The following is a 24,017-nucleotide window of genomic DNA, read 5'->3' as shown; positions in this document are numbered from 1 at the left end:
ATCTAATTCAGGGCTATCTATTTCAGAGCAATCTAATTTAGCTGAATCTATTTCAATGTTATCCATAATGCTATATCCACAGTTTATTTTTATACTATGATTCTAGTTTACTAATCAATTTAAGCATTATTGAGATCTTTAATAACGCTGTGTTTATTAGAATTTTTACTCCCAGTGTTACGTAAGTTACAATAGCGTCACATCTAATTATGCTTCACAACCAAAAGAAATAACTTCATGCTTGAATCTCTTTTTAAAATAAAATCACAGGGCTCCTCGGTAAAACGAGAATGCATCGCGGGTTTAACAACCTTTATCACTATGGTTTATATTGTATTTGTTAACCCTGCAATGTTAGCTGAAACAGGTATGGATCAAGGTGCTGCATTTGTTGCGACCTGTCTTGCTGCCGCAATTGGGTGTTTTATTATGGGTTTGTGGGCTAATTACCCATTAGCACTGGCGCCTGGCATGGGATTAAATGCATTTTTTACATACGGCGTTGTATTGGGCATGGGTTACTCTTGGGAGTCTGCTTTAGGTGCTGTATTTATTTCAGGTTGTATATTTTTATTATTAAGTCTTTTTAAAATTAGAGAATGGATCATAAATGCGATACCACTTGTTTTAAAACAAGCTATTGCAACAGGTATAGGGGCATTTTTGGCGTTAATAGCTTTGAAAAATTCTGGTATTATAGTTGCAAGTCCAGCAACTTTTGTTCAGCTGGGTGATTTAACTTCATCAGGGCCTTTATTAGCTATTCTAAGCTTTTTTGTGATCGCAGCTTTATTACATAGAGATATAAAAAGTGGTGTTTTATTTAGTATATTTATAGTGACTCTTATTGCTGTTGGATTTGGTTTAGTTGAGTATCAAGGTATTGTATCTATGCCACCATCTTTGGAGCCTACTTTGATGCAATTAGATTTCGCTTCAGCATTTGATATTTCAATGTTAAGTGTGATTTTTGCATTCTTGTTTGTCGATTTATTTGATACCTCAGGTACTTTAGTCGCTGTCACTCAAAAAGCAGGTTTAACAGACGATAAAGGGAATATACCTCGATTAGGCCGTGCATTAAGTGCTGACAGTACAGCTACAGTTGCTGGTTCAATGCTTGGTACATCAACTACCACTTCTTATGTAGAATCTGTTGCAGGGGTTTCTGTTGGAGGTAGAACGGGCTTAACAGCTGTTGTTGTTGGTTTTTGTTTTTTATTAATGTTATTTTTTGCTCCGCTTGCTGCTTTGGTGCCAGCTTATGCAACAGCTGGAGCAATTTTGTATGTATCAGTATTAATGCTTTCTAACCTTAAACTTGTTAATTGGGATGATATGACAGATGCCATTCCTGTGTGTGTTGTGTTGTTAATGACACCACTGACTTTCTCTATCGCACATGGTATCTCATTAGGCTTTATATCGTACACCGCAGTTAAGGTGTTATGTGGTAAAAAAGATCAGGTCAGTATGAGTGTTTGGATTTTAACAATTATGTTTGTTGGTAAGTTTGCATTTTTATAGTAAACAGTAAAAAAGCGCGGAATTAAACCGCGCTTTTGGTATTATCAGATAAACTTTGATTATTTTTCTTTAGGCGTAATGTTCAATTTCTGCTTTAAAACAGTAGAACTTACATTTGGTGTGTAATCAAAATATTCCATTTCACACGTTACCGCTGGGTATTTACCTTTCCAATCAGAACCAACAGAAATAGCATCTATATGAAACTCATCTACCACTTTCTGCTTGTCTTTATCTACTTGTGGTATGACTTCATCAACATATCTATTAGCTTCTAATATTGAAATTCTTTCTTCAAATGGAATGATAGGCGGTCTTCCTTTAGACTTAATAATGAGCTCATCGGTTGATACACCTACAATTAAATAATCACACAGTGCTTTGGTTTTTTTAAGAATATTGAGGTGACCTTGGTGAAAAATATCAAAACAGCCAGATGTATACATACGGTGGTATTTTTTAGTTGATTGTTTTAATTGTACTTCGTGTATTAACGAGAAGTCTGTTTTCAGCGTTCTAAGCAGTTCATGCTGATAAATCTCATCTAAAGCTAAATCATGGGTTAAATCAGGCACACCAGGCCAGCTTTTATCATTAAACTCTCTATCACAAAATTCAACTGGAAATTCATATCTAGGGATAATATGAAAGTGTACTGCTGGGTCGACCATCATTAGCATTAAATAATTAATTTTAGAGTAATTAAATCTCGATTTTAATACGTTTTCAATTTCTTTAATGATTTGTTTTTGTTCAATAGCTGCTTCATCAGAGATCCCCGAGTATTGCGTTGTTTTTTCTTTGCAAACTAAAATTAATGACCCGAGGGTCGTTTGGTTTGGTCTGAGTAATAGATGCCAATGTTGATATGTTTTTATTAAAGAATCCGGATAGTTAAATTTATTTAAAGTCGAATTAGGCATGTTTTTTACTCTTTTTGATAGTAAATCAATTCTAAGGAATTATATAAAGACAGTCTAGCTTTGAGGTTGGTATATTTGTTTAAAATCCATTAATATAGCTCTTTTAAAGCCAGAGTTTATGCAATGTTAGTTTTGTTTGATACCGTTAATATTTATTATTTACCACAATATTTTCCTATTTATGAAGTATTACAATCTCAAGGTCATCAAGTAAAATTCATTTGTTATAAAAACAAAAATAAATCCGCTGATTTTGAGGATATTTTTAAAAAACTTAATATAGAATCAATTTGGGTTGATTCAGATAAAGAAGCATGTGACTTATACTGTGAGTTAACGCCGGATTGGATATTTTTTGGTAACGCATTTAATTATTTAGACAAAGTGCATAAGAAGAGTAAAACAGCGCAACTAGGGCATGGGATAGGGCCAAAACCAAGTTATTACCATAAATCCTCAACACCCATGACAGTACGTTTCATGGAAGGTCAATTAAGATTACAAAAGATAAAAGAGCTATATCCGAACGACAAGTTTGTACAAGTTGGTTTTTCTAAATTAGATCCTATTTTTAATCAACAAGAAAAAGGCTTGGATTTTGATGTCTTAGGATTAGATAAATCAAAACAAACTATTTTGTTTGCACCTACATTTAACCCAAGTTCATTAGAGCGCTTTCCAGATAATTGGCCAAAAGATTTTTCAGATTATAATGTATTAATTAAACCTCATACTTTCACTTATACACGTGAGCAATATAAAAATCAAAGAGCAAAATTAAACAAATGGGCAGAGTTTAAAAACGTATATGTTGCTGATCAACAAGATATATCATTGTTACCATTTATGCATAATGCAGATATATTATTAAGTGAGGCATCAAGTACATTATTTGAATTTTCAGCACTTGGTAAACCTGTAATCGTCTGTGATTTCTTTAAATTAAAATGGTCATATAGAGGGCCATTTAAATTTCGTTTCAATAAACGGTTTGGTCAAGATAATGTTTTGTATAAAGATATTGGTTTGCATGTGAAAAATTATGATTTGCTATTAAATGCAATTCCTGAACAACTATCTCAGCCTGAGATCTTTGCTAAAAATAGAGCTCAATATACTTTAGACCACGTAGGCCCAACTGATGGTGGGGCTTCTTTGCGTATTGTTGAATATTTAGAAAAAAATTAATATGAGGTTTTTACATTGAGAAAAATTATAACATTTGGCACTTTTGATGTATTTCATGTTGGGCATGTGAATATTTTAGAGCGTGCTAAAGCTATGGGTGATTATTTAATTGTGGGTGTCTCTTCAGATCAATTGAATATGTCTAAAAAAGGCCGTAACCCTATCTACAGTGAAGATGATCGTATGCATATCATTAAAGCATTAGGTTGTGTTGATGAAGTGTTTTTTGAACACTCACTTGAGCTTAAAGGCGAATATATTAAAAAATACGATGCAGATGTACTTGTTATGGGAAATGATTGGGAAGGACGTTTTGATGAGTTTAAAAACATATGCGAAGTTAAGTACTTTCCAAGAACACCTTCAGTCTCTACAACAGAAATAATAGAAGTGGTTAAATCAATTCCAAATAAGTAATAAAAATATTACTTATTTGGCTTAGAAAATCTTAACTCAACTTCATATAATTTAAAGCCTTTCTAATCTTGTACTTTCTAACAAGATTTAAAGGCTTTTTCTTTACGCCTTGCGTTATCACTTTATCAACTGCATCTAAGATTCTACTTGAGCTTTGCCCATCTTGATCAGGGTGAACTTGAGATACATAGTCCCTGATAGATTTTATTTGTTCATCTGATAGGTTTAATGCTTGGGAAATCATCTCAGCTAACATTTCTGGTTTGTTGAAATCTAATAAACATGCTTGTGGCTGGCTATTTTTATAGGTAATTACGCATTTACCCATAATAAGGGATTCATCTACAACACTCGATGTATCTGAGATCACAACATCCGCTTCTTGTATCAGAGGTACGATATTATCAGCGTCACAAATTTCAAAATTATCATTGTTGAACTCTGAATAAAGCTTTATCCATTCTTGCTTCATTTTTGGATGAAACTTTATTTTTATTTGATACTCACCGCCTAAAGCAAGCTTTTTAATTTCATCAACTAAATCTGTTGCAGAAGTTAGACTAGGTGAAAAGGTAGGAGCATATAATAATATCGGTTTTTTATTATTTACTTTTTGATAATTCACATAAGGATCTAACTTGGGCCAACCTGTTTCAATGACTTCAAAGTGCTTATGCTTTTCTTTTAATTTATTAAAAGGGATCGTTGTGAGTGGTCCATGAGTACAATATAAATCATAAAAATCACGGATCACAAAATGACCTTGTTTTTTATATTCTAAACCATGAAATACTTGTACTTTAATACCAGGAAAGAAATCAGGAACGATATTACCTGGCACAAAAACAGCAATTGGATTATAGCTTTTTACCTCTTCTACACTTGTTAAATATTTTTCATCATTATTTAAGCTATCAATAGAAACGTTTTTACCATTTAGATACCATACAACCTCATTACCACGAGATAAAATTTCGGTTTGAAGGGGTCTTAAAATTGCAAAACTGTATGGTTGTTGTACAAAAAATAGATATCTTTTTATCATGAATTAATTTATAAATTTAGAAAGGTAAACTTCTAAAAACAGTAACAAAAAAACAATATCGAGGCAATTAAAAAAGGCGAGCATTAAGCTCGCCTGTATGGGGAAACTGCTATTTAGCACATAGCATAAAAACAACTAAAACCGGGCAAGGTGATCTTATTTGCTTTGTATTGACCTTTGTTGTGAGACAAAGGATTCAATTGGGTACTTTTAATTTTATCGTGTATTTCAAGTTCAGTACTTTGATTGCTTAAATTAAAACAACATAGTATTTTTTGTTCATCTGTTTGGCGCCAAAATGCAAGAATCGGTTCTTGTGTTTCTATAAATTCAATTGTACCAACCACCAAAGCAGGGTAATCTTTTCGCCAATTTAAGAATTCTCTATATGCATTTAGCATAGAATTTTCATCTAGTTCCTGCGAGCTGGCGCACTTTTCTAGATGTTGCTCTGATACTGGTAACCAAGGCTTATTTTTTGAAAAGTCGCCATTGAGTGCATTGGTCCAGGGCATAGGTGTTCTACAACCATCCCGGCCTTTGAAATTAGGCCAAAAAGTGATGCCATAAGGGTCTTGTAAATCTTCAAATCTTACATCAGCTTCACCTAGGCCTAACTCTTCACCTTGGTACATACATACACTGCCACGTAATGATGCTAGCATTGCAGTGAGCATTTTGACTTGCTCAGGGTTAACACCTGATTTATTCCAACGACTAGCAACGCGTTGCACATCATGGTTGCTAAATGCCCAGCATGGCCAGCCTTCTAGCATTTGTGACTCTAACCCTTGTACTGTTTCACGTATGTATTTAGCACTATAGTCATCCGTTAATAGCTCGAAACTATAACCCATATGTAGTTTATCACCATCAGCTGTATATTCAGCCATAGTTGCCAGTGAGTCCTCTGATGATATTTCGCCAAGTGATACAGTGCCTGGGTATTTATTTAATAAGGAGCGTATCTCTTTCATAAAACCTAAATTTTCAGGCTGGGTATTATTGTAATAGTGATATTGAAAAGCGTATGGGTTATCTTCACTAAAACCACGACCCTCACGTTTGTCTTCTGGTTTTGCTGGGTTGTCTCTTAGTTGTGCATCATGAAAACAAAAATTAATCGCGTCTAATCTAAAGCCATCAACGCCTTTTTTAAGCCAAAACTCAATGTTATCTAATACATGTTTACGTACATCTGGATTATGGAAGTTTAAATCGGGCTGCTCAGTTAAAAAGTTATGTAAGTAGTACTGTTTACGTCTAGGTTCCCATTGCCAAGCAGGGCCGCCAAATATAGATAGCCAGTTATTGGGCGCTGTACCATCTTGTTTTGCATTTGCCCATACATACCAATCAGCTTTAGTATTTGTTAAATCAGTTCGACTTTCAGTGAACCATGCGTGTTGATCTGATGTGTGACTGAGTACTTGATCAATAATTATTTTTATATCGCGTTGATGAGCTTGCGCTATTAAATCATCAAAATCGGCAATATTGCCAAATAAAGGGTCTATATCTCTATAATCACTAATATCATAACCAAAATCTTTCATTGGAGATTTAAAGAAAGGTGAAACCCATATCGCATCAACACCTAGGCTTTTAATATAGTCTAAGCGGCTGATAATTCCTGGGATATCGCCTATACCATCATTATTAGTATCTTGAAAACTACGAGGATAAATTTGATATATAACGGCTCCCTGCCACCAATCTTGCTTAGCCATACTCTTTCTCCAAAACCTCATTAACCCAGGAATATTTTTATCGCGGTTAACTTATTTTTTATTAAGTAATTTGATTTTGTAAAAAGCATACGTGATCCAATTTTTCCTGTAAAAACCCTACATACGTATGCATAAAAATTAATTTTTAAAACTTGCTGCCAAGATATTAAGAAAGGGGGTTTTTAACAGGAATATTATTTTTTAAAGTGATATTGACCAATTTACGAAGTGGAATTTAAATAGTGTATTTATTAGTTATGAAATTGTATGTAAATGCGATTTGTACTGACTTTTATGGCTTTATTAAAATTTAATAATTGGTATTACCAATTAACAATAAATTAAATACTGTGTTTTTATAATTACCAAGTTATGAGTTATTGTTTCTATTTTGACTTGTGATTTATAATTAATTAAATGTAACTGCAAGCTATATATAACCTATCGCAAAATGTTGTTAGTGATGTCTAAATGTATCAAAATGCAACTAATGAACGCTTACGCTTTGTTTTTAAGTGCTTTGCAGTATAGTTTGTAATTAACTTGTAAATGAAAGTGTAACTAAATTTTACTGAATACGTATGCAGTGAGTTGTCTCAGTTGCAATGTGTCCGTTATGATTTTTATGACAACAAATGCAACCCATTTTGGTGCAAGGCTAGTTTGTAATGGCACTTAAATTGGAACTAATAAATGGTTATTCGGGGTAATAAAATGTCAGTATTCAAACCAAGTATATTAACACTCGCTTTATTAAGTGCTGGGGTCGGTTCAGTTTCAGCATACGCAGCAGAAGAAACACAAAAAGAAAAAGAAGCAGCTGCTAAAGAAGTAGAAGTAATAGAAGTACGCGGATTTCGCCGTAGTATTGTTGAATCTATCAATACGAAACGTTTTTCATCAAATGTCGTTGAATCAATTTCAGCTGAAGATATTGGTAAATTACCTGATTCATCTATTGCTGAATCAATCGCTCGCTTACCCGGTTTAGCTGCACAACGCCTTGATGGTCGTGCAAGCCGCGTGAGTATTCGTGGTTTTGGTGAAAATGAAAGCGGCACTACCTTTAATGGTCGCGAACAAGTTTCAATTAGCGATAACCGTGGTGTTGAGTTTGATTTATACCCATCTGAAATCATGAGCGGTGTTACTGTTTATAAAACGCCTAATGCAACACTGGAAGGTGAAGGTATTGCAGGTGTGATTGATATGCAAACTATCAAGCCTTTATCTCAAGATGGTCAAGTTGTTCAAATCAATACTCAATTTGAAAAAACCAGCTTTGATAAATTAAACCCAGATGGTGAAGACTCAGGTTTTAGAGGCACTTTTTCATATTTAGATCAATTCGCTGACGATACAATTGGCGTTGCCTTTGCACATTCAAGTATGAGTTCACCAAATCAAGAAAAACGTTGGAATGCATGGGGTTACCCAGAAACGACAGCTGATGATGGTAAAACATACTCTATTTTAGGGGGCGCAAAACCATTTGTACGTTCGTCTGAATTAGAACGTGACTCTACTATGTTAGTCATTGAAGCTGCGCCAAATGATCAATTACATATGACGTTTGATGCTTTATATGTTGACTTTTTAGACACAAAAATTCTACGTGGTATAGAAGTGCCATTTGCTTGGGGCCAAGGTAGCGTTTCAGGTGTAGAAGTTGACGAAGCATCAGGTTTTATCACCAAAGGTATGACTGAAGGTCAACGTGTTGTTGTACGTAATGACCATGAAGAGCGTAAAGCAGAATTAACTTCATTTGGTTTTAATATGCAATATGACTTAAATAATGATTGGTCATTAGAAGTAGATGCGAGTTATTCAAATGTTGAGCGTAAAACTTGGAGTATGGAAAGCTACTCAGGGACTGGTCGTGGTGACAGCGAAGGTGTAGCTGACAATATTGGTTATGAGTTTAATTCAGGTAATACAGGTGCAACATTCTCACATGAACTGGATTACAGTGACTACAGCTTAATTCAATTAGGTGGACCACTTACTTGGGGTTGGAGTGGTGCTTTAAACGATAGTTTAGGCATTACTGGCACACCACTTGAAAATACAGGCCAAGATGGCTTTATTAATACACCAACAATAGAAGATGAATTGAAAGCATTAAAATTTGCCGCAACACAAAACATTGAGTCTGATTTTGTATCAAAACTCACTTATGGTGTATCACGTAGAGAGAGAGAAAAGCAAAAAGAGTCTGAAGGTTACTTTATGACTGTAAATGCATTTCCTGGCACTTTAGTCGTGCCAGAGCAATATCGTAAAGGGTCAGTATCACTCGACTTTATTGGCATGGGTGACATGATAGCCTATGATTCTAAAGGCCTTATTGATGACGGGTATTATTCATTATTAGCTGAAAGCCTAACGAGTGATAAACATGCCACTAAATCATGGGCAGTAAAAGAAGAAATTACTTCAGCCTATGTACAAGCTGATATTGATACTGAAATTGCTGATATGGCGTTAACAGGTGGTGTTGGTTTACGTTACGTTCACACAAAACAGATATCTCAAGGAACCGCCTTTAGCAAAAATAGTGATGATCTAATAGTAGCCTCGCCTACAGACATTAGTCATAGCTATTCTCATTTATTACCTAGCTTAAACCTAAACTTACAAATTGATGAAGCACAATCTTTACGCTTTGGTATTGCTAAAACCATATCTCGTGCAAAAATGGATGATATGAATGCATCTGTAAGTGCTAGTTATAGCCAAACTAAACCTGATGATAATGGGAATTACTGGACTGTAAGTGGTGGTAATCCTGAGCTTGAACCAAAAGAAGCAACGGGTATCGATTTATCATATGAAAACTACTTTGATGATGAAGGTTATTTTTCTGTTGCATTATTCCATAAAGACTTAAACCAGTGGATTTTTGATGGTAAATACGAAGTGGATATGACTGGGGTTGCAGATCCAGCAACAGGCATTATTCCTGAACATTCAACTGCGACAGGTAGTGGTAAAGTCAATGGCGGTGGTGGTGACCTTTGGGGTTATGAATTAGCACTGACATTACCATTAAATTTATTTAATGATTCTCTAGATGGTTTTGGTTTGATTGCTAGCCATACTGGTATTGAATCAGATATGAAAGATCAAAATGGTGAAGACTATAAATTACCAGGTCTATCAGATACGATTCAAAGCTTTACTTTATACTATGAAAAATCAGGTTTCCAAGCACGTGCAAGTATGCGTAAACGTAGTGACTTTAAAGGTCATGTATACGGCATAGGTTTTGATTCACAACAAGTTGATATCTTGGGTGAAACAATTTGGGATGCGCAAATTGGTTACAGCTTTGAAGAGTTTGATAACGAAAACCTGCAAGGTTTATCAGTATCATTGCAAGTTCAAAATATAACAGAAGAACCGTTTACAACTTTAAGTGGTGATAACAAGTTACAAGTACGTGATTACCAAGATTATGGCCGCACATATTTACTTGGCCTTAGCTACAAGTTTTAATAAAAGTTTAAACTAAAATAAACATAAGCCCTTGAAATGATTGTTTCTGGGGCTTTTTTGTTTTTGTTAGTGTGGAGAGTGCAATGCATAACAATAAAATTAAAAAAGTAATTATAGCCGGTGGTGGTACCGCGGGGTGGATCACTGCAGCTTTAATGGCAAAAACATTAAGTAAAACAGTTGATATCATACTTGTTGAATCAGATGAAATCGGCACTATAGGCGTTGGGGAAGCGACAATCCCACCTATTATTCATTTAAATAATGCGATAGGCTTAGATGAAAAAACATTTATAAAAGAAACAAAAGCGACAATTAAACTGGGTATTGAATTTGATAATTGGGGCAAGCTAGGCGATAGCTATATGCATGCATTTGGCAGCATAGGTAAAAATTTTCCTTTTTGTGATTTTCATCACTTTTGGTTAAAAGCCAAACAAAATGGAGATACATCAAGTTATTGGGATTATTCACTTAACTATCAGGCCGCGAAACACAATAAATTTAAAAAATTAACTAGTATCGAAGGTACAAATTTACCTGGTATTGAATATGCTTATCACTTTGATGCAGGACTATATGCCAAGTTATTAAGTAAGTTTAGTCAGAATATGGGCGTCACTCGTATAGAAGGTATCGTAAATCAAGTTAATTTAAATAATGAAAATGGCTATGTGAAAAGTCTAGCTCTTGAAAATGGTGAAAAAATTAATGGAGATTTATTTATAGATTGCACAGGTCTAAAAGCGCTTTTGATTGAAGGTGCTTTAAGTACTGGCTTTGAAGATTATTCACATTGGCTACCTTGTGATCGTGCAATTGCTGTGGCGTGTGAGTCAGTTGAGCCGTTAACGCCTTACACCCGTTCAACTGCACATGAATCAGGTTGGCAATGGAGAATTCCTTTACAGCATAGAATTGGTAATGGTTTGGTTTATTCAAGTAAATATATGACAGACGAACAAGCTAAAGATAAGTTGTTGTCTCAGTTAGATGGCAAACCTTTAGCTGAGCCTAAAGTGATCCCCTTTAAAGCAGGTGTTCGTCGAAAACAGTGGCATAAAAATGTAGTTGCTATTGGATTGTCTAGTGGCTTTTTTGAACCCTTAGAATCAACGAATATTCATTTAATTCAAACCGCAGCAATTCGTTTACTTAAATTCTTTCCTCATAATGGGATTAAATCAGCAGAAGTCATCGAGTTTAATCGCCAATCTAAGAAAGAGTCTCACATGATGCGAGATTTTATCATTTTACATTACAAATTAAATCAAAGAGATGATAGTGACTTTTGGCGAGCATGTCAGCGAATGGAAGTACCTGATACTCTGACAAAAAAAATGGCGCTGTTTGAGCAATCAGGTAAAGTATTTCGTGAGCAGGATGCGCTTTTTACAGAAATAGCTTGGCAACAAGTGATGATAGGCCAAAATTTAATACCGCAAGATTATCATCCTATTGCTAACTCGTTATCAGTCGATCAAGTTTCAGAGTTAATGACAAATTTAAAAATATTAATAGGTCGTACCGTAGATAGCTTACCCTCACATCGTGATTGTTTAAAAACTTTATAATTTTAAACTTTACGATTTTAGCTTTAAAGGAAAATATTACTCACAAAGTCAAATTTACGGCCGATATAGAATTATATATTTATAACTCACTACCACGGATGTGTATTGATATGAAAATTGATAATTATCGGCTTGATATGGCTGTTGATCATTCGCGACATTCTCGTAACTTTGAACAAAATCAAATTATTTCGTCTGCAACTCGAAATACCGAAAGCCAACAAGGTATACAGCGTAACGACACTATTTCTGTTGTAGAAACACAATACACTTATACAGCTAGAGAAATAGCAGCCAACCGAAATCGACAACTCTCTTCTTCCAATATATCAGGTGAAAATTCATATTCGTTACGTAATGAAACTAATATAGAAAGTTTAATTTCAGATTTTGTCGGTCAAAATATATTATTAACTTCCTTTGAACTAAATTCTGAAAATGCAATTTTAAATACACAAAATCGGTCATTAAATTTAAATCAAGACTCAATACAAGGCGTAAGTGAATCAGCTAGTTTTGAAACAAGTGAAGCTTTACAAACTGGTCAGTTTTTTATGTCGTCTCATTTTATTGAATACGAGCAAGAAACAATGTCTTTTCAAGCCCAAGGTGAGGTAACGTTAGCTGATGGTCGCACGATTAATTTTGATCTCGCGCTTTCAATGGATCGAAGTTATTTTAAACAAGAGCAACTTAATATTTCAAATACTACCAGCCCCTTAGTGTATGACCCTCTAGTATTAGATTTAGCAGGAAATGGACCTAGTTTTTCGAAAGTTAAATTTGATTTTGATATCGATAATGATGGTGACAAAGAAAATTTAGCCTTTATCGGTCAAGGCTCTGGTTTTTTAGTATTAGATAAAAACCAAGACGGTGATATTAATAACGGCTCTGAGATGTTTGGTGGAGTATCAGGCCAAGGATTTAAAGAACTTGCCGTACACGACGATGACGGCAATATGTGGATTGATGAGAATGATGCTGTTTTTGAACAATTACAGATTTGGCATTTAAACGATCAAGGAGAAATGCAATTAACTTCTTTTAAAGATGCTGGAGTCGGCGCGATTTATTTAGGTAGCAATGATAATAACTTTACTTTAAAAGATGATCACAATAATGCTTTAGGCACGATACAAAAATCAGGTGTGTTTTTAAAAGAAAATGGCGAGGTATCTAGTATCAGTCAATTTGATTTAGCTGATCAGCGTAATTTGAATCAAGGATTGGAAACTAAATTAGATGCTGTCACATCAGAGGCTAAAGCCATAAAACAGCAAGAAACATTAGAAGCATTTGTATCCTGGTTTGGTTCCGAAGATTCATTAGGGCAAATTGATGCACTTATTGAAAAAGTTCAAAACCAAGAGTTTACATTAGCGCAATTTAGAGAAGTACAAAAACAATCACAACCAGTAGAGGAAGATGACAAAGATCCCATGCTAGATTTTCTGAAAACACAAACATTAACGGCTCAAAATAATTTAGCAGAATTAAGGAAAAAATTTGGCAGTGAGGATTCTGAAATTGATGTGAGATTTAGCCATTTATCCCAGTTAGTTGATATGCTCAGTGCGTTAGAAGAAGATTAAAATTAATTTAAGTATTTTTTTGCTTTATATTGCAGGAAAATGAATGTTAAAGATGATTAATTACACTGAATACGTATGCAAGGCATGTTAGTCAGCCGAGGTTCAGATTAGTATTTTGATACGGGCAACTAAAGGTTCATAAAGTGACGTATCAAAAAACATTAAAACAATCGAAACTTGCACTGCTTTCATGCTTAGTTATAGGTGTTAGCACATTAGCATCTTGCGAAAGCGCGCAAAAACAAGAACTCTCAGAAGAATCAATAAAAACTAAACCTGTTGTATACCAAGTTTTTACGCGTTTATTTGGCAACAAAAATACAAATAATAAGCCATGGGGTACACTCAATGAAAATGGCGTAGGTAAATTTAACGATTTTACTGACGTCGCTTTAACAGAGATAAAAGCGCTTGGTATAAGTCATGTTTGGTATACAGGTGTATTACATCATGATGTGATAACTGACTATTCTCAGTTTGGTATCAGTCAGGACGACCCTGATATTGTTAAAGGGCGAGCAGGTTCTCCTTATGCCATAAAAGATTATTACAATGTTAATCCAGATCTTGCTATCAATCCAAAAAATCGCTTAGCAGAATTTGAATCTCTTATAAAACGTACACATCAGCATGATATGAAGGTGATCATAGATATCGTGCCTAATCATATTGCACGAAATTATCAGTCTTTGACTAATCCAAAAGGCGTAACAGATTTTGGTGCTAATGATGATACTAGCCTCGCGTATGCAAAAAATAATAACTTTTATTATGTTGTAGGTGAAGATTTTAAAGTCCCTAAATCACTTAATAGTTATCACACTTTAGGAGGCGACAAACATATTTTAGCGGATGGAGAGTTTGAAGAGTCGCCAGCCAAATGGACAGGCAATGGCAGTCGTAAAGCACAGCCTCACTTTAATGATTGGTATGAAACAGTAAAAGTAAATTATGGTGTTAAACCTGATGGATCTTATGACTTCCCAAGTCTGCCTGAAGGCTACGATAAATTAGGTTACCAAGCACATTACGATTTTTGGCAAGATAAAGCATTACCTGATAGTTGGTATAAGTTTCGTGATATTGCACTTTACTGGATAGATAAAGGTGTTGATGGCTTTAGATATGATATGGCTGAAATGGTGCCTGTTGAGTTTTGGAGTTTTTTAAATTCATCTATCAAAGTTAAAAATTCAAACGCTTTTATTCTTGCAGAAGTTTATAACCCTAGTTTATACCGTCCATTTATCCATTTAGGAAAAATGGATTACCTATATGATAAAGTGGACTTTTACGATACTTTAAAGCTTATTATACAAGGCAAACAACCCGCTAATACTTTATTTACCGCATTTGAAAAATCTTCAGATATTTCAGAGCACATGCTGCACTTTTTAGAAAATCATGATGAGCAACGTATTGCCAGCCCTGAATTTGCAAGTGATGCTAATAAAGGAAAACCCGCTATGGTGGTTTCTAGCTTAATAAGTACAGCGCCGAATTTGTTATACTTTGGACAGGAAGTCGGCGAGGATGGATCTGAAGATGCGGGTTTTGGTAAACCAAGCCGCACCAGTATTTTTGATTATGTAGGCGTACCAGCACATCAAAGATGGATGAATCATGGTAAGTTTGATGGTGCTTTATTAACGGATCAAGAACACACTTTACGGGAGTTTTACAGTCGTTTATTAAACTTATCTCAGGATAGTGTATTTGCTCATGGTGAATTTTCACCCCTTGAAATAAATAAAGAGAAAACCAATTCTTCTGTATTAGCGTTTGCACGATTTGATGATAGTCAGAATTATATTGTGATCAATCAATTTGATACATCTGAGGCTAAACTTGAAGTTTCTATCGCGAAAAAATTAATTAAAAATTGGCAACTGATAGATGGCAGATATGCGTTAGTTGATGCGTTATCCGGTGCTACAAATGAGCTGATAGTGAAAGGTGGTCAAGGATTGATAAAATTGAAAATATCGTCGTTAGGGTCTTTAGTTTATAAAGTGAGAAATAATAATGAATAATAAACCTAAGTTAAGTTTTTGGCAGATTTGGAATGTGAGTTTTGGCTTTTTAGGGGTGCAATTTGGCTTTGCATTACAAAATGCCAATGTCAGTCGGATTTTATCTGATTTAGGGGCAGATTTACATTCGCTATCCTTGTTTTGGTTAGTTGCGCCTATTATGGGTTTATTAATTCAACCTTTGGTTGGCTCTGCATCAGATCGAACTTGGAATCGTTTTGGTCGACGTAACCCCTATATACTAATAGGTGCAATATCAGCCACTGTTGGCATGTTATTAATGCCGAATGCACCGTTATTTGTCGCATTTATTACCCCTATGTTATTTGGTGCCATGATGTTAGCCGTTATGGATGCATCATTTAATATCGCATTTCAGCCATTTCGCGCTTTAGTATCAGATATGGTGCCAGATCAGCAAATGAATCAAGGTTATTCTATTCAAGCTTTTCTAATTAATATCGGTGCTGTTGTTGGTTCAATTTTACCTTTTGTATTAACAAATGTTGTAGGCTTGGAAAACACCTCTAAAGCAGGCAGTATTGCGCCATCAGTAGTATGGGCATTTTATATTGGTGCAACAGTGCTATTAGGTACTGTTTTATGGACTGTTTTTAGAACAAAAGAATATGCACCAAAAGAATATTATGCTTTTAAAGGCATGGACAGTGAGGAAATAGCGAAAGAGCAGGCACAAGATAAAAGCCTTTTTGAAAAGCTAAAAGGCTTTTTGGGTTTAATGAAATCTATGCCAGTTGTTATGAAACGCTTAGCTTTAGTGCAGTTTTTTTCATGGTTTGCGTTGTTCATAATGTGGGTTTATACCATGCCAGCAATTGCGCAGCATGTTTGGGGTATAGACGTAAAATGGTTTGATCCAACATATATTCAGTCTGTTGGCGGTGTGCCAGAGCATATCGCACAAGCAAAAGGTGCCGCAGGTGATTGGGTTGGTATTTTATTCGCTGCATATTCTTTGTTTGCTGCTTTCTTCTCTATCTTTTTAGCTAAATTGGCGAATACTTTTGGTCGTAAATTGGTGTATTCACTTTCATTATTAGCGGGTGGCTTAGGTTATTTAAGCTTTATGCTGATTTCAAACAGTGAGCCTACCTTAGTGAATTTATTTATCACTGAAATTACAGTACCTCAAGGGGCTGTCACACTCTTTATTCCAATGATAGGAGTTGGTATTGCTTGGGCGGCAATTTTAGCCTTGCCATATGCTATTTTAGCGGGGTCATTACCAATCCATAAAACGGGTGTTTACATGGGGATATTTAACTTTACGATTGCTGCACCACAAATCATATCGGGTATTTTTGCTGGTTGGATATTGAGTAGTGTTTTTGATAATCAGGCGATTAATATTATTATGCTGGCTGGTGGCTCTATGGTATTAGGTGCCGTTTCAGTATTGTTTATTAAAGAAACCGCTTCTGAAGCTGTTGAAGTCAAAAAGGTTGAAATAGCTTAGGTTATTATAAATTTCATTAATATTTACAAAAGAAAGCTCGCTATTTTATTGCGCCAATATTAGGGTAAGCAAAACAATAAAATAGTGAGCTTTTATTTTGCTATCAGCACAACATTTACAATCTAGTTATTGGCGCATTTGGGCCCTGATCAAATTTGAATTAATTCGTTTATTTTTTACCAAACGCGGCATGTTAGCGGTGCTCGCTTTTGCAACCGCTTGGTTTATCATTTTGTACTATCCAGTTAATTCAGCTGTTAGCATCGTTTCTTCAGAAAACTTTAAAGATATGGCTAAACAAATGTTTGGCGTATTAGGATTATCTGAATTACTTGATTGGCCTGTTTCTGAATTATCCCTTTATTGGTTAATTGCCATTTATTCATTTCCGATATTTTCTGTCATTGCTTCAAGCGATCAAACCTGTGCAGATCGCACTCGGGGCACACTGAGGTTTATCTCTTTGCGGGCGAGTCGTAATGAGATATTATTTGGTCGATTTTTAGGGCAAGTAATGATTATATCAGCACTAATTTTACTGACTTTAATCGCCACAACTATAATGGCAATTTGGCGTGATTCAAGCTTATTTATGCCTGCTGTAACAAAATCACTTTACTTGTTTAAAGAGCTATTTATTGCTGTCTTACCTTTTATTGCTTTAATGGCATTTTTTAATAGTTTTGTTAAATCTGCAAAACTAGCAGCAGTGATGACATTGTTATTTTTTGGTTTGGGCTCAATATTTGTAGGTATTTTAGAATATAAAATTCCTATGGCATCTCACCTTAATTATGTGTTTCCAGGTATGCAATTAGGTGACGTGGTTGGTCAACAAGGGTTAGGTTTGAGTCATTATATTATTCCTCTAGTTCAAACATCGGCATATTTAGCGTTAGCCAGTATCTTTATGAAAAGGAGTGCACTATGAGTTATTCACAAAATCAGCCTTTAATTAAAGTCTCTAATATCAATAAAATGTTTGGAGCGAAACAAGCACTTAATAATGTTTCATTCGAAATTAATAAAGGAGAGCCAGTTGCGCTTGTTGGTCCAAATGGTGCGGGTAAAACCACTTTATTTAGTATTTTATGTGGCTATATTCAGCAAACCTCTGGTGATGTGTCAATTATGGGCAACAAACCAGGTAGCGCAGCCACTTTTGGTAATTTAGCCGCTTTGCCACAAGATGCACAATTAGATCCTCGATTTTCAATTGCTCATCAACTTAAGTTTTATGGTCAGTTACAAGGTTTTAATACTAAAAAAAGTAAATATGAAGCTGAACGTACCCTAGATTTAGTTGGCTTAAAAGAGGTTTTAAATGAAAAGCCTGAGGCGTTATCTCATGGTATGCGTAAGCGTGTAACAATAGCCCAAGCTTTAATTGGTGAGCCTAAAATAGTCATGCTAGATGAAGCAACAGCAGGTTTAGATCCATTACATGCAAGAGGAATTAGAGAGCTTGTGGCTAACTTATCGGGTGAAACGACCTTTATATTAAGTTCTCATGATCTAAGTGAATTAGAGCGCTTATGCGAACAAGTATTATATTTAGAAAATGGTGTTTTAAAAGAGCATCAAACTTTAACCAATGAAGCAGACTTATCTTATATTACTTTAAGAATGGCAAATACAATGCCTGAATTTGAGCAAAAATTAAAAGCTATCTCACAAGTTACACAAGTAACAAATACCCAAGATAAAGAATATTTAATCAGTATCGAACCAGACGATAATAGTTTGCCAATTGATATTCAAATTTTACAATTATGTCATGATAATAATTGGCAATACAAACAAATGATTAATGGAAAAACACTTGAGAATCAACTTTTTAATTGATTATAACAATGCATTTATTGTCATTACTTCGTAATGTGGGTGAATTGTACTATATTATCAAAACAGTAAAAATGTAATACAAGTAAGTAATTGGAAACAAGCCGAATTTAAGCTGTTTCTTCTTAATTTATAAATAATAATAAAAGGAAATTTAAATGGGTCTTTTAAGTGGTTTATTGGGCAATGCCAGTGAAGTCGATAGTGATGATTTAGACAAAGTACTAGGTGATTGTTTAATAGATGGCGAAGAAATACAAAAAGCATATAAAGTAATCAGAGATATGTTTGTATTTACGAATAAACGTTTAATTCTAATTGATAAGCAAGGCGTAACAGGCTCTAAAGTGGAGTTATTGTCAATTCCTTATTCTAAAATCACCAAATTTAGCAAAGAAAGTGCAGGGCACTTTGATTTAGATGCAGAATTAAAAATTTGGATAGGCTCAGAGCTTGAACCTTTAACCAAAGAGTTTAAAGCAGGCGATAATATTAATGATGTTTATAAAATATTAAGTCAGTTTGTTTTATAAAAATAGAGATGCGAAGCATCTCTATTAAAGCAACTGCGCTACGACATTGAAGGAAAGTCTGTAAAGGTCGTAGCGCAAATTTAAAATATAAGCTTTACATTATCTTACATTTTCAAACAGTTAAAAACTTTTCGATACTAAAATTTCAATGTACTATTCATTTCAAATTCAGGATGTACCTAAAATAAAGGTACACTTACAATTAGGAATGTAAAAATGAAATTGAAACAATTAGCAATCATCATCCCAAGCCTTCTTTTACCAGTCTCAAGTGTTATGGCACAGGAATACCAATCTTTTTCTTCAATCGGATATACCAATTATGACTCTAAACGTTCTTTTGATAGTACAGGTGTAGGTACGACGTACTTTTTCGAAAAACAACAAACATTAGGACCATTAGATCAATTAAAATATATTAATACATCAAGCAATGTATTCGGAAATTACTTACATACAGATAATTCTGATAACTTTGCAACCGGCGGTAGTTTATTTATAGATAACTTTGTAGTAGGTGGATCTTACTCATATTCTGATTATAACTCAGGTAGCTCAGATTCTTTTAGCGCTAGAGTTGGTTATTTAATTTCAGATGATTTAATAGTTAACGCATATGCAAATAAATCAGAAGGTGTAGATACGGATTACAGTTTTTCAGCTTCATATAATCATCAATTAGCTGGTAAAGATTATATCGGTTTTACTTATCACTCAGATGATGAGTTTGACTATCAAACACTATCATCTAAATATTTTCGGGCTTTAGATGGTGGTCAGTATTTAGTTGCAGGTTTAAATTACCAGCATAATGATGACTACGACAACGATTTATCGGGTAATGTGGCTTTTTATTTTAATGATAAAACGTCAGTTGCTGCGAGCTACGATGATGATGATAATTATTATATTGTTGCTAAGCATTTCTTTAACCAAAATTATGCTTTAAGTGTGGGTTATCAATCAAATGCGTCAGACGATGCTTGGTCAGATTATGATATTTACTCAGTTAATTTTTCTGCACAGTTTTAATTAATTTTAAGACTAATCAAATCTAGGGTAAAAAAAACCAGTCAATTGACTGGTTTTTAATTTAAGGATTTAATAAATTGTTATTTAGAAAGTGTATTTCACACCTAATCTAATTTCCCAAACAGAAGGTTTGAATTGTACACTTGTTCCGGCAGGTTTATGGAAATCAGTAAAGTGGTATTGACCATCTACAATTTCAGCAGTAACCGCGGCCTGCATGCTATCACCATTTTTAAGTACGCCCCAATCAGAATTTAATAGATTGCCAACATTCTTAACGACAAAGTATGCAGAACCTTTATGGCCATCAGTATAACCAGCAAATTCTTGCTCAACTTTTAAGTCAAATGTTACCCACCAATCACCATCAATTTCATTACGTTCAGTAATTTCACCGCGTGTTAAACCTTCACTTTTAACCCAGTCATTAAATGCTGATAAGTCAAAATCTTCACCATATGTTACTTTTGAGTCACCTTCAGTTGGTACATACAGTAATTGACGGTCATTATCGTTAAAGCCTAGACCATCTGTATCTCTTGAAAAAGTATACGAATATGGGTTAGTTTGGCTAGCTTGCCCAAATAAGTTAAAACGTGTTTTATATCCAGCCATAAATTCATGACTATACCCTAGGCTAAGCGTAAATCTATGGGGAATTTCATAATTTGACGTGCTTTGTTCTGGGTCTTGAGGGTCCCAAACAGCAATATTATGATAGTTAGAGAATGCAACTGAGCTTGTCATTGGATGTATTTCTTTTGCTTCAGTAAATGCATATGACGCAGCTACATCGATGCCATTATCAAACGATTTATTTACTGCAAATGATAAAACATGAGAAAACGCATCATCACCTTTAACATTGGTTAATAAAAAGTCAGATTTGTACTTGTGGTTTACACTATCATAAACAGGGCGACCATCTGGTGCGATACCAACTTGATCGTCAGCTAGGTTATAAACAACAGCTGAATCTTGCTTATCAGTAAATAGGTAATCAACACTTAATACGTAATCAGATTCTGTAATATAAGTGGCACCTAATGATACTTTCCATTCTGATGGAATTTCAAAATCAGGATCTGTTACATTAGTACTGTCATCAGCACTACCTGAGCCAACCTCATTATATAAGTCTAATGGAATATCATAACCTGGGCGGCCTGTGCCGTTAAATGCCACTGCATCAGGACCAAGAATTTGCATACCTCTTTCGTTAACTTGAATGTTACGGATACCATCGTTTGAATAACTATTAGAAATCCAAACATTTGGATTACCTCCAGAGTATAATCCAATGCCACCACGAATTTCGAGTTGATCATTATAACGCCAATTTAACCCCAGTCTTGGTTGTAATAAACTCACGCCATCTAAGTTTTGTTGGTTTGAATAGCCATAACGCGCTTCAAAAGCATCATTTTGGTTAGGCACATCATCACTCGTATACCAGTCATAACGTAAACCCATAGTAATCGTCATGTCATAATCGATTAAATCGAACTTATCTTGTGCGTAAAGTGTATTTAAAGCGTATTTAAACTCACCTGCGGCATCTTCAGGGTTATGAGAGCTCGCATTGCCATAATAAACGCGGGCAATACCGTTTTCAAAATCTTCAATTGAGCCAAAGCGATATTCACCTTCATTATGTTGTACAAACATATTGAATACATCAAGCTCTTCCATCTCATAGCCAAATGAAAGTTCATGATCTCCCATGTAGTAATTACCAGAGAGTTTTAATGATAAATTATCGTATTTTAGTTTGTTTGCTTGGCGAGAGTCATCAGGTCCTAAATACACATCTCCATTTCCTGTCTTTACTCTAAATTCGCCAAAACCAGAATTGCCATCAAGGGAAATCTGACGATTATCTAATTTTGAATAACCTACTCTGACTTCAGTAGAAAAATCATCTGTCCAGTTTGAGTAGATAGATGTCACATAAGACTGTAGTTCAGCACCTCGTTCATAGAAATGATTAGATAAAGATAGGCGGCTTGAGCTAGCATCAGATTGGCTTAAAGTGAAACCATCATTGTAGTTATAAACGAAGCTAGCACGATGATCATCATTGATATTCCAATCGAGTTTAATTAATAATTTTTCATCATCAACAGGTAAACTAGGCACTAATGAACCGGGATCATAATCGTAATTAGTTTTTGCTATATCAATAATACGGTCAACAGTGGCCTGATCAATATCATTATCACCAGTACCAAAAGCGTTATATTCAAATACCTGCGCACCATCTAATTTTTCATACGAGGTGAATAAAAACAAAGTATCTTTTATCAGTGGTAAACCTACGTTAAAACCGTAGCGTTTTTCATCATAACTGCCAATATCTTTAGATACACCATCAGCTTTATCGCCAGATAATGAATCGCTAGTATAATCAATAAATACGCCGCCACGAATGTCATTAGTACCAGATTTTGACACTGCATTGATATTACATGAAGTAAAACCCCCATATTGCACATCAAATGGAGCCAACTCTACAGCAACTTGCTCAATTGAATCAAAAGAAAAAGGCATACGTTCAGTAGGGTAACCATTACTATTTAGACCAAAATTATCGTTCATTCGAACGCCATCTAGCGTTAGACTATTAAATCTTGGGTTACCACCGGCACATTGAATAGCACCGCTACTTGACTCGTCAATGTAGATACGCGGATCTGTTCTTACAATATCTTTGATGTCACGATTAATGGCAGGGCGGTTTTCTATGTCACTTAAAGTAAAGTGTGTAGCAGGTCCAGTGCCGCCAGATTGCATTGACAATGGACGTCCAGTTACTTCAATCTGTTCCATATTTTTTTTTGAATTAAGTTTTACAGAAATCGGATATGTTTTACCTAAAGTTAAAAAGATATTGTCTACTACAGTATCTTCAAATTGCTCTGATTCAACTTCAATTTTATATGGACCACCAACACGAAGGCCTTTAGTACTAAAACCGCCAGATTCACCAATAAGCGTTGTTTTAGTAGATCCTGATGGAATATGGATAATGGTAATTTTAGTACCCGTTGCAGGATTTCCATTAGGACCTAAGATTGAGCCCTTTAATGCTGAAGCAGTATCGTTAGCAAAGGCATTCACTGAGCCTAAACTTGCTGCGATAGCCAAAGGTAGAAATTTTTTACGCAATTGCATTTTCATTTTGTTAGTTTCCCGTAATAACTAAATGTTGTTGATTTTGTAGTATTTAAAAATTCAGCCTGACAAACTTTTATGGCAGTTTTATGAATGATAGACCTAAAGTGTGTAACTTGTTTAAATTTAACTGCATTTTTGTAATTTAATGTTTTGGTCGTTTTTTATTGTTTTAAAGTTACTGCTCGTTAAGTACTTTTTAATCAGTAGCTTATAAGTTTTTGTCTGAGGTTTTTATTTGTTGTTGTGGCTCTTTGTAATTAGGTGTAATCGGTTGACTGTGCATTTTATAGAATATTTGTTCTATTGAGTAGCTATTATCGTAAAATTAATGGGTCAGGGGTAACAATCTACTTTTATCAGAAGAATGAAATTGCTTATAGAATAATGACACTTTTCTTTGGCAGGAACTGACAATTACAACTT

Annotated in this window: 16 protein-coding genes; 12 read left to right on the top strand and 4 right to left on the bottom strand. The window is 34.7% G+C overall.

Annotated elements, in window-relative coordinates; translation table 11 throughout:
- The first annotated feature begins 237 nt into the window (after positions 1-237).
- Positions 238-1,527 carry an NCS2 family permease gene (locus KO527_RS01360; RefSeq protein WP_216038603.1) on the top strand — a complete coding sequence of 430 codons (1,290 nt, stop codon included), beginning with the start codon at positions 238-240 and terminating at the stop codon, positions 1,525-1,527.
- A 59-nt stretch (positions 1,528-1,586) separates the two neighbouring features.
- Here the strand turns inward: KO527_RS01360 and KO527_RS25745 are convergent, their stop codons facing one another.
- Complete coding sequence (locus tag KO527_RS25745) at positions 1,587-2,450, bottom strand: adenylyltransferase/cytidyltransferase family protein (protein ID WP_252733321.1); 864 nt, start codon at positions 2,448-2,450, stop codon at positions 1,587-1,589.
- A 123-nt stretch (positions 2,451-2,573) separates the two neighbouring features.
- On the opposite strand from KO527_RS25745, the gene KO527_RS01350 reads away from it, so the two are divergent.
- Both KO527_RS01350 and KO527_RS01345 read left to right on the top strand, forming a co-directional pair.
- Complete coding sequence (locus KO527_RS01350) at positions 2,574-3,638, top strand: CDP-glycerol glycerophosphotransferase family protein (protein WP_216038602.1); 1,065 nt, start codon at positions 2,574-2,576, stop codon at positions 3,636-3,638.
- A 15-nt stretch (positions 3,639-3,653) separates the two neighbouring features.
- Entirely contained in the window at positions 3,654-4,055 is a 402-nt protein-coding gene (locus tag KO527_RS01345) for an adenylyltransferase/cytidyltransferase family protein (RefSeq protein WP_216038601.1), read from the top strand.
- A gap of 31 nt (positions 4,056-4,086) precedes the next feature.
- On the opposite strand, the gene KO527_RS01340 is transcribed toward KO527_RS01345, so the two are convergent.
- Both KO527_RS01340 and KO527_RS01335 read right to left on the bottom strand, forming a co-directional pair.
- On the bottom strand, positions 4,087-5,100 hold the full coding sequence (locus tag KO527_RS01340; protein ID WP_216038600.1) for a CDP-glycerol glycerophosphotransferase family protein: 1,014 nt from the start codon (positions 5,098-5,100) through the stop codon (positions 4,087-4,089).
- 113 nt (positions 5,101-5,213) lie between these two features.
- Complete coding sequence (locus KO527_RS01335) at positions 5,214-6,830, bottom strand: alpha-glucosidase family protein (protein WP_216038599.1); 1,617 nt, start codon at positions 6,828-6,830, stop codon at positions 5,214-5,216.
- 714 nt (positions 6,831-7,544) lie between these two features.
- Between KO527_RS01335 and KO527_RS01330 the strand changes: the two genes are divergently transcribed.
- The 9 genes from KO527_RS01330 (at position 7,545) to KO527_RS01290 (ending at position 20,417) form a co-directional block, all read left to right on the top strand.
- Positions 7,545-10,331, top strand: a complete 2,787-nt coding sequence (locus KO527_RS01330; protein WP_216038598.1) for a TonB-dependent receptor — start codon at positions 7,545-7,547, stop codon at positions 10,329-10,331.
- A gap of 83 nt (positions 10,332-10,414) precedes the next feature.
- The gene (locus KO527_RS01325) at positions 10,415-11,905 is read left to right on the top strand and encodes a tryptophan halogenase family protein (protein ID WP_216038597.1); all 1,491 of its coding nucleotides are present in this window, start codon (positions 10,415-10,417) and stop codon (positions 11,903-11,905) included.
- Positions 11,906-12,015: 110 nt separating this feature from the next.
- Positions 12,016-13,500: a hypothetical protein gene (locus KO527_RS01320; RefSeq protein WP_216038596.1), complete on the top strand. Its 1,485-nt coding sequence runs from the start codon at positions 12,016-12,018 to the stop codon at positions 13,498-13,500.
- 143 nt (positions 13,501-13,643) lie between these two features.
- Complete coding sequence (locus tag KO527_RS01315) at positions 13,644-15,533, top strand: alpha-amylase family protein (protein ID WP_216038595.1); 1,890 nt, start codon at positions 13,644-13,646, stop codon at positions 15,531-15,533.
- Entirely contained in the window at positions 15,523-17,010 is a 1,488-nt protein-coding gene (locus tag KO527_RS01310) for an MFS transporter (protein ID WP_216038607.1), read from the top strand. Before KO527_RS01315 ends, KO527_RS01310 begins: the two co-directional genes overlap by 11 nt.
- Positions 17,011-17,107: 97 nt before the next feature.
- On the top strand, positions 17,108-17,941 hold the full coding sequence (locus KO527_RS01305; protein WP_252733313.1) for an ABC transporter permease subunit: 834 nt from the start codon (positions 17,108-17,110) through the stop codon (positions 17,939-17,941).
- The gene (locus KO527_RS01300) at positions 17,938-18,855 is read left to right on the top strand and encodes an ABC transporter ATP-binding protein (protein ID WP_216038594.1); all 918 of its coding nucleotides are present in this window, start codon (positions 17,938-17,940) and stop codon (positions 18,853-18,855) included. The genes KO527_RS01305 and KO527_RS01300 overlap by 4 nt, the downstream gene beginning before the upstream one ends.
- 155 nt (positions 18,856-19,010) lie before the next feature.
- The gene (locus tag KO527_RS01295; protein ID WP_216038593.1) at positions 19,011-19,385 is read left to right on the top strand and encodes a PH domain-containing protein; all 375 of its coding nucleotides are present in this window, start codon (positions 19,011-19,013) and stop codon (positions 19,383-19,385) included.
- Between the two features lie 216 nt (positions 19,386-19,601).
- Entirely contained in the window at positions 19,602-20,417 is an 816-nt protein-coding gene (locus KO527_RS01290) for a putative porin (protein WP_216038592.1), read from the top strand.
- Between the two features lie 84 nt (positions 20,418-20,501).
- Here KO527_RS01290 and KO527_RS01285 read toward each other — a convergent pair whose 3' ends face one another.
- The gene (locus KO527_RS01285) at positions 20,502-23,597 is read right to left on the bottom strand and encodes a TonB-dependent receptor (protein ID WP_216038591.1); all 3,096 of its coding nucleotides are present in this window, start codon (positions 23,595-23,597) and stop codon (positions 20,502-20,504) included.
- Between the last annotated feature and the right edge of the window lie 420 nt (positions 23,598-24,017).

This window comes from Pseudoalteromonas sp. C2R02 (assembly GCF_018860845.1).
Classification (GTDB): domain Bacteria; phylum Pseudomonadota; class Gammaproteobacteria; order Enterobacterales; family Alteromonadaceae; genus Pseudoalteromonas.
This window is presented reverse-complemented; position numbering and strand designations above follow the sequence as displayed.

Coding starts and splice junctions, on each gene's coding strand:
- KO527_RS01330 (WP_216038598.1), top strand. CDS start 7,545: ATGTCAGTATTCAAACCAAGTATATTAACACTCGCTTTATTAAGTGCT.
- KO527_RS01300 (WP_216038594.1), top strand. CDS start 17,938: ATGAGTTATTCACAAAATCAGCCTTTAATTAAAGTCTCTAATATCAAT.
- KO527_RS01295 (WP_216038593.1), top strand. CDS start 19,011: ATGGGTCTTTTAAGTGGTTTATTGGGCAATGCCAGTGAAGTCGATAGT.
- KO527_RS01285 (WP_216038591.1), bottom strand. CDS start 23,597: ATGAAAATGCAATTGCGTAAAAAATTTCTACCTTTGGCTATCGCAGCA.
- KO527_RS01340 (WP_216038600.1), bottom strand. CDS start 5,100: ATGATAAAAAGATATCTATTTTTTGTACAACAACCATACAGTTTTGCA.
- KO527_RS01320 (WP_216038596.1), top strand. CDS start 12,016: ATGAAAATTGATAATTATCGGCTTGATATGGCTGTTGATCATTCGCGA.
- KO527_RS01325 (WP_216038597.1), top strand. CDS start 10,415: ATGCATAACAATAAAATTAAAAAAGTAATTATAGCCGGTGGTGGTACC.
- KO527_RS01350 (WP_216038602.1), top strand. CDS start 2,574: ATGTTAGTTTTGTTTGATACCGTTAATATTTATTATTTACCACAATAT.
- KO527_RS01290 (WP_216038592.1), top strand. CDS start 19,602: ATGAAATTGAAACAATTAGCAATCATCATCCCAAGCCTTCTTTTACCA.
- KO527_RS01335 (WP_216038599.1), bottom strand. CDS start 6,830: ATGGCTAAGCAAGATTGGTGGCAGGGAGCCGTTATATATCAAATTTAT.
- KO527_RS25745 (WP_252733321.1), bottom strand. CDS start 2,450: ATGCCTAATTCGACTTTAAATAAATTTAACTATCCGGATTCTTTAATA.
- KO527_RS01360 (WP_216038603.1), top strand. CDS start 238: ATGCTTGAATCTCTTTTTAAAATAAAATCACAGGGCTCCTCGGTAAAA.